General features: G+C 62.9%; 5 protein-coding genes. All 5 read left to right on the top strand.

The annotated features are described in order from the left end of the window. Window position 1 precedes the first annotated feature (1 nt). Window positions 2–1,345, top strand: coding sequence for a DUF1501 domain-containing protein (locus tag KDL09_RS20270; RefSeq protein WP_294389199.1), 1,344 nt, complete (start codon window positions 2–4; stop codon window positions 1,343–1,345). Next, on the top strand, window positions 1,342–3,366 hold the full coding sequence (locus tag KDL09_RS20275) for an alpha/beta hydrolase domain-containing protein (RefSeq protein WP_294389201.1): 2,025 nt from the start codon (window positions 1,342–1,344) through the stop codon (window positions 3,364–3,366). Before KDL09_RS20270 ends, KDL09_RS20275 begins: the two co-directional genes overlap by 4 nt. Before the next feature lie 52 nt (window positions 3,367–3,418). Further along, a complete protein-coding gene (locus KDL09_RS20280) occupies window positions 3,419–4,822 on the top strand; it encodes a Gfo/Idh/MocA family oxidoreductase (protein WP_294389203.1) in 1,404 nt (467 codons plus the stop codon). A gap of 3 nt (window positions 4,823–4,825) precedes the next feature. After that, on the top strand, window positions 4,826–5,761 hold the full coding sequence (locus tag KDL09_RS20285) for a GNAT family N-acetyltransferase (protein WP_294389205.1): 936 nt from the start codon (window positions 4,826–4,828) through the stop codon (window positions 5,759–5,761). Between the two features lie 38 nt (window positions 5,762–5,799). Next, window positions 5,800–6,829: LamG domain-containing protein (locus KDL09_RS20290; protein WP_294389207.1), on the top strand; the 1,030-nt coding region annotated here is incomplete at its 3' end.

Raw genomic sequence — 6,829 nt, forward strand, 5'->3', positions numbered from 1 at the left:
CATGCGTTCCCCCCCCACGTTCTCCCGCCGCCAGATGCTGCACGCTGCCTCGTGCGGTTTTGGCTATGTGGCGATGTCGGGAATCGCAAACGCGGCGGGCGCGAGCCTGGATGCCCGACCGCCGCGGTTGCGTGCGAGGGCGCAGCGCGTGATCTTTCTGAACATGTCTGGCGGCCCGGCGCAGATGGACACGTTTGATTACAAGCCGCAAGTCGGGAAGAAACCGCACGCCGGTTCGGTGGCGGAGTTCAAACGGCGCGGTGAGAGCGGCCTGTGGGTGTCGGAGCTGCTGCCGAACATCGCGCGGCATGCGGACAAGCTTTGCGTGCTCAACGGCATGACCGCCGACACGAGCATCCATGCGCAGTCGATGCTGCAGCTGCACACCGGCGACCGTCTGCGGCCCTGCCCGAGCATGGGCTCGTGGGTGGCGTATGGTCTTGGCACGGAGAACAACAACCTGCCCGGCTTCATCAGTTTCAACACCGCCAAGCCGACCGAATACGCCGCCGCTCAACTGCCTTCCGTGTTTGGCGGCACGCCGATCGGCGTGAACGGCGAGGACATGTCGAAGGCGACGATCAGCGACATTCAGGGCGATCATCTGCCGCTGAACGTGAAGCGCCGGCAGCTGGATCTGATCCAGGCGATGAACCGCGATCATCTCGGCCTGCGTGGTGATGATGCGCAGCTCGAAGGCGTGATTCAGACGATGGAACTCGGCTTTCGCATGCAGGCGGCGGCGCCCGGACTGCTCGACATCTCGACGGAGTCAAAGGCCACGCTGGAGCGCTATCGAGTCGGCAAGAACTTTGCCGCGGGCACCTGCAAGAACAGCGACTTCGGCCGTCAGTGCCTGCTCGCGCGCCGCTTCTGCGAGGCGGGTGTGCGCTTCATTGAAATCACGCACGGCAGCTGGGATCAGCATCAGGATCATCGCCGCGATCTCACCGCCAACTGTGCCACCACCGACGCGCCCATCGCCGCGCTTTTGGACGATCTAGACCAGCGCGGCCTGCTCGAAGACACACTCGTTGTCTGGGGCGGTGAATTCGGCCGTCCCGGCATCACGCCCGGCCAGGACAAGGACCAGTCCGGCCATCAGCATCGCGCCTTCACCTTCTGGATGGCGGGCGGCGGTGTCAAAGGCGGGCACGTGCACGGCGCGACCAACGAGAACGGCAGCGCGGTGGTCGAAGGCGCCGTTCACTTCCGCGATCTGCATGCGACGATCCTGCATCAGCTCGGTCTCGATCACGAAAACCTCGCCGTCGTCAGCGGCGGCCGCCGCATCCGGCTTACAGGTCTGCAAGGCGGCAAGGTGGTGAAGGAAATCATCGCATGAGGTGCTCGATCGTTGCTTGCGCAGCTGCGGCCATTGTGCTCACGCCGTGGCTGCGTGCCGAAGTGGTGCGCGTGGAGGTCACGGAGCGTTCCACGTTTGCGGATGGCGTGAGCTTCGGCCCGGCGGGCGCGTATGAGCGCATCCGCGGGCGGATGTATTTGGAAACGGACCCGATGCATGAGGCGAATGCGCGTATCAGCGATCTCAAACGGGCTCCGCGCAATGCGCGTGGCAAGGTGGAGAGCTGGACAGACTTCTTTTTGCTCAAGCCAATGGATGCGCGGAAGGGCAACGGTCAGCTTCTCTACGACGTGCATAATCGCGGCAACATGCTCGCGCTGTGGACCTTCAATGATGGCGAGCGCACGAACGATCCGAAGTCGGCGGTGCATGCGGGCAACGGTTTCCTCATGCGGCATGGTTTCTCGGTGCTGTGGTGCGGTTGGAATGGCGAAGTGCAGGCGGACGACACGCAGCGTCTGCTGTGCGGACTGCCCGTCGCGACTGAGAATGGAAAAACCATCACCGGACGCGCTCATCTGGAGATCAGCAGCACGGAGAAGGTTTACAGTCGCGCGTTCTCGTGGAGCCCGTGGGGCATCGGCGCGGCGTTTCCCTCCGTGAGTCTGGACAATGCTGATGCGACCCTCACGATGCGGCCGGATCGTGATGCGGCCGGCTTGGAGATTCCGCGCACCGAGTGGGCGTTTGGTCGTTGGGAGGACGGCAAAGTCATCGCGGATCCCACGCATGTGTATGTGAAGGCCGGTTTGCGCCCGGGCTGGCTGTATGATCTCGTTTACACGGCGAAGGAGCCGCGCGTGACCGGTCTCGGGCTCACCGCGCTACGCGATTGCGTTTCATTCTTCCGCCATGCAGATGCCGCCACGAATCCGCTCGCCGGTGCGATCGAGAAGGCCTGCGTGTTTGGCATCTCGCAGTCAGGTCGGGTGATTCATCACTTCCTCTATGAAGGTCTGAACACCGACGAGCAGGGACGTGCGGTGTTTGATGGTGCGCTGATCCACGTCGCGGGTGCGGGCAAGGGCATGTTCAACCATCGCTTTCGCATGAGCACGGAGTATGGCACACAGCACGAGGGACGCTTTTCGGGCTCCGAGTTCTTCCCGCTCGCACCGCTGCCGCAGACCGATCCGGTGACCGGTGAAACCGGCGACTCGCTCGCACGCTCGCGCCAGTCCGGTCATGTGCCGCGCATCATCTTCACCCAGACTTCGACGGAATACTGGAGCCGCGGGGCCTCACTGCTGCACACCGATGTCGAAGGCAGATCGGATCTCACGCTGTCCGATGACGTGCGCGTGTATTTCATCGCCGGAGCCGAACACCTCGGCAAAAGCGACGGCACGAACGGCATCTGCCAGCAGCCGCGCAACACACTCGATGATCGCGGCCCCGTGCTTCGAGCGATGCTTCTGAATCTCTCTGAGTGGATGCAGTCCGGCAAAGCGCCACCGCCGAGCCGCCACCCGACACTGGCGGATGGCACGCTGGTTGATCACGACACCTGGCGTGTGGCATTTCCGAAAATCCCCGGCTGCAACCTGCCCGCGCATCATTATGAGCCCGCGCGCCTCGACTTCGGTCCTCGTTTTCACAGCGAAGGCATTGCCGACATCATTCCGCCGAAGGCTGGCAAGCCTTTCCGCACGCTGCTGCCCGCTGTGAACGCCGACGGAAACGAAACCTGCGGCATCATCCTGCCCGAAGTCGCGGTCCCGCTCGGCACCTACACCGGTTGGAATTTGCGCGCGCCGAAGTTCGGCGCAGAAACGATGCTCTCGCCGCTCGACGGCATGTTCCTCCCGTTCGCGAAGACGAAGGCCGAACGCGAGAAGTCCGGCGATCCGCGTTTGTCACTCGAAGAACGCTATCCGACACGCGCCGACTACCTGAGCCGCCTCACCGAAGCCGCGCTGAATCTGTGCCGCGAAGGATTTCTGCTCGATGAGGACGTCGTGCGCATTTTGGAGCGCAGCGCAAAGGTGGAGTTCAAGTAGCCGCGAGATTGTCGTCGAAGATCGAGCGGAGGCGTACCGTACACTACCGCTCATGAACACGCCCGCCGTCCCCTCACGCCGTCAATTTCTCAAAACTGCCGCCGCCACCGTGGCGACGTTCAACATCGTGCCGCGTCATGTGCTGGGCGGGCCGCGTTTTGTGCCGCCGAGTGAAAAGGTGAATGTGGCGATCATCGGCACGGGCGGGCAGGGGCGGACGAATGTGCGCGCGCTGATGCAACTCGACGACGCGCAGATCATCGCCGTCGCCGATCCGGCGGAATCGTTCAGTCTCGAGAACTTCTACTTCAAAGGCATGGGCGGACGCCTTCCGGTGAAGGCCGAAATCGAGAAGCACTACGCGGCGAAGACACCCAACCACCGCTGCGCGGACTACGTCGATTTTCGCGAGATGCTGGAAAAGGAGAAGTCCATCGATGCGGTGCTGGTTGCCACGCCGGATCATCTGCATGCGTATGCGTCCGTGATTGCGATGCGGGCGGGCAAGCATGTGTATTGCGAGAAACCGCTGACGCATAACATCTGGGAAGCGCGCCACGTGGCCAAAGTCGCCGCGGAAACCGGCGTGGCCACGCAGCTCGGAAGCCAGGGGCATTCGTCGCTTGGGACACGCGAAACGATCGAATACATCCAAGACGGCGCCATCGGTGCGGTGCGTGACATTCACGTGTGGGTGAGCGCGAAGCGCTGGAATCCCACGCTCACCGGCAAACCGACCGAGACACCGCCGGTGCCCGCCGGATTGAACTGGGATCTGTGGCTCGGGCCGCGCAACGAACGCGCTTTTCATCCGGCCTACTTCCCGGTCGCCTGGCGCGACTTCTGGGACTTCGGCTGCACGGGCATCGGTGACTTCGCCTGCCATGACATGAACAGCGCCGTGCGCGCCTTTGACCTGCCGATTCCATCGCGCATCGAGGCGCATGCGGCCGGCGTGACGGACAGCGAGATCGCGCCACACGGTTCGATGATTTACTACACATTCCCCGCCGCGGGAACGCGTCCGGAGATTCGCATGACGTGGTATGACGGCGGCCTGATGCCGGAGAAACCCGAGGCGCTGGGCACCTTCCCGCTGCCGAAACGCGGCTGCCTCTTCATCGGTGAGAAAGGTGTCATCCAGTGCGATGGCGGTGGTGGTGCGCCGCGACTCTTCCCTGAGGCACGACGCGCTGAATACCAGAAGCCAGCGCCCAAATTGAAACGCTCGAATGGTCATCACCGCGACTGGGTGGACGCCTGCAAAGGCGGCGATCCGGCGACGAGCCCCTTCGACTACGCTGCGCATCTCACCGAGATCGCGCTGCTCGGCGTGCTGTCGCTGCGCACGCAAAAAACCATCGACTGGGATGCGGCTGCGATGAAAGCCACGGGCTTGCCGGCTGCAGATGCATTCATCAAAGAAACCTATCGCAAGGGCTGGGAGATCGTCTGAACCATGAGCGAAACCATCGACTTCGCCCTTCTCACCGCTGCCGATCGCGAACCCATCGCCCGGTTGCTGCATCGTGCCCTCGTTCATTGGTATGAGAGCCGTCTCGGCCAAGGCGCACGCTTTGGCGACAGCCATGAGCCCTTCACACTTTTTCCCGATGTGTATGAGGCGCTCGATCCCGGTGAGTGCGTCACCGCCCGCACGGAAAGCGGTGAGATCGTCGGTGTATGTTTCTCGCATGAGCGTGAAACGCATGTCTCCGTAGGCATCGTCGCCACGTCGCCGGATGCCGGCGGGCGCGGCATCGCCAAGAAGATGATGTCGCTCGTGCTCGAGAAGGCGAAACGCCTCGGCAAACCGGCGCGGTTGGTGTCGAGCCTGCTGAATCTCGACTCGTTCTCGCTCTACACGCGCCTCGGATTTGTCCCCGGAGCCATTTTTCAAGATCTGCTCATCACCGTGCCTGACACCGGCCTGACCGCCGCCGCGCCTGTGGGCATCGAATGCGTGCGCGAGGCCGTTTTGGCCGATGCGCCGCGAATCGCCGACTTCGAGCAATCGCAGCAAGGTATCCGCCGCGAGAAGGATTTCGCGTTCTTCCTGCGCAACGAGGTCGGCGCCTGGCGTCTGCTCGTCTCCGAGGCCGCGGACGGCTCCGTGAACGGTTTCCTCGGCATGAGCACGCATCCTTCGTGCACCATGATCGGCCCCGGTGTCGCCGCGGATGAGGAGACAGCCATCGCCTTGCTTTGGAAAGCCCTCGATGGACTCCGCGGCAAGACACTCGTTTTTCTCGCTCCCTGCGCTGCGTCCGCGCTCGTTCGCACGGCTTACGCGTGGGGTGCTCGGAACGTCGAGCTCCACGTCGCGCAGTCCACCGTTCCGGTCGCCTCAGCGCGCGGCATTGTTTTTCCCACGTTCATGCCGGAGACGGCGTGAAGCGGTCTTTCCACCCCGTATTTTTGTCCATGCTGATCATGAAGAAGTCCCTGTTCTGTCTCGTCGTGCTGTGGGGTGCCTCGCTGGCGCTCGCCGCTGAACCCACGCCTGTGGCGCATTGGAGTTTTGATGGTGACAAGCCGGAGATCGGTCAGATCGAGGGATCGGTCGTGCTGGGGCAGGATGGACCTTCGGCGAAGCAGTTTACGAGTTTCGCGGCCGATAATCGGGCGGCGTTGTTCGGCGGTGAGAAGGCGGGGTTCATCCGTGTGAAGGATTCCGGCAAGGCGAGCATGTTCGACTTCGACAATGGCGACGCGATCACCATCGAGGCGTGGGTAAATCCGGCGGCGGTGCCGAAGGGCGGGAATGTTTACATCCTCGGCAAAGGACGCACCAGCAATCCGGGTGTGGCGAAGGATAATCAAAACTACGGCCTGCGACTCTGGGAAGGCGGTGGCTTCCTGCGCCTGAGTTTTCTCTTCCGCAGCCGCAAAGACGGCGACCACGCGGGTGACTGGCATCGCTGGACCACGACGGGTGGATTCGGCGCAGCTTCCGGCTGGCATCACGTCGCGGTGTCGTATGTGTTCGGCAAGCCGGAGACGATGCGTGGCTACATCGATGGCGAAGACGTGACCGGGAAGTGGGACATGGGCGGTGCGACGACGCAGGCGCCGGTGGTGGACGATGACGAAGTTTGGCTGGGCACGTCGATGAGCAAGCAGGCGAGCGTGAGTTTTGACGGCCTGATGGACGAGGTGAAGCTCTACCGCGAAGTGCTGCCGGAGAAGGTGATCGCCGCACGCTATCCGGTCGTGCCTTACACGCCGCAACTACCAGAAGGCGGCCTGCCCAAGGACAAGGTGCGTGTCGAGATCGTGGAGAAGCTCGGCAAGACCGGCAAGTGGCCGCGCATGTTCCCAGAACCGTCGGATGTTTATGAAGAAGACGTTTTCGGCTTCTTCCAGATCGCGCAGAAATACACGGACAGCGGCGTGCGTGCCGAGCGCAGCAATCCCTACCTGCTGCGGGCGATGGCCAACATCACACTGCCCGAGGGCAAAC

It is taken from the genome of Prosthecobacter sp. (genome assembly GCF_020439865.1).
Lineage (GTDB): Bacteria > Verrucomicrobiota > Verrucomicrobiia > Verrucomicrobiales > Verrucomicrobiaceae > Prosthecobacter.

Bases quoted from the DNA above. Each gene is read 5' to 3' on its own strand.
- KDL09_RS20285 (WP_294389205.1), top strand. From the start codon at position 4,826: ATGAGCGAAACCATCGACTTCGCCCTTCTCACCGCTGCCGATCGCGAA.
- KDL09_RS20275 (WP_294389201.1), top strand. From the start codon at position 1,342: ATGAGGTGCTCGATCGTTGCTTGCGCAGCTGCGGCCATTGTGCTCACG.
- KDL09_RS20280 (WP_294389203.1), top strand. From the start codon at position 3,419: ATGAACACGCCCGCCGTCCCCTCACGCCGTCAATTTCTCAAAACTGCC.
- KDL09_RS20270 (WP_294389199.1), top strand. From the start codon at position 2: ATGCGTTCCCCCCCCACGTTCTCCCGCCGCCAGATGCTGCACGCTGCC.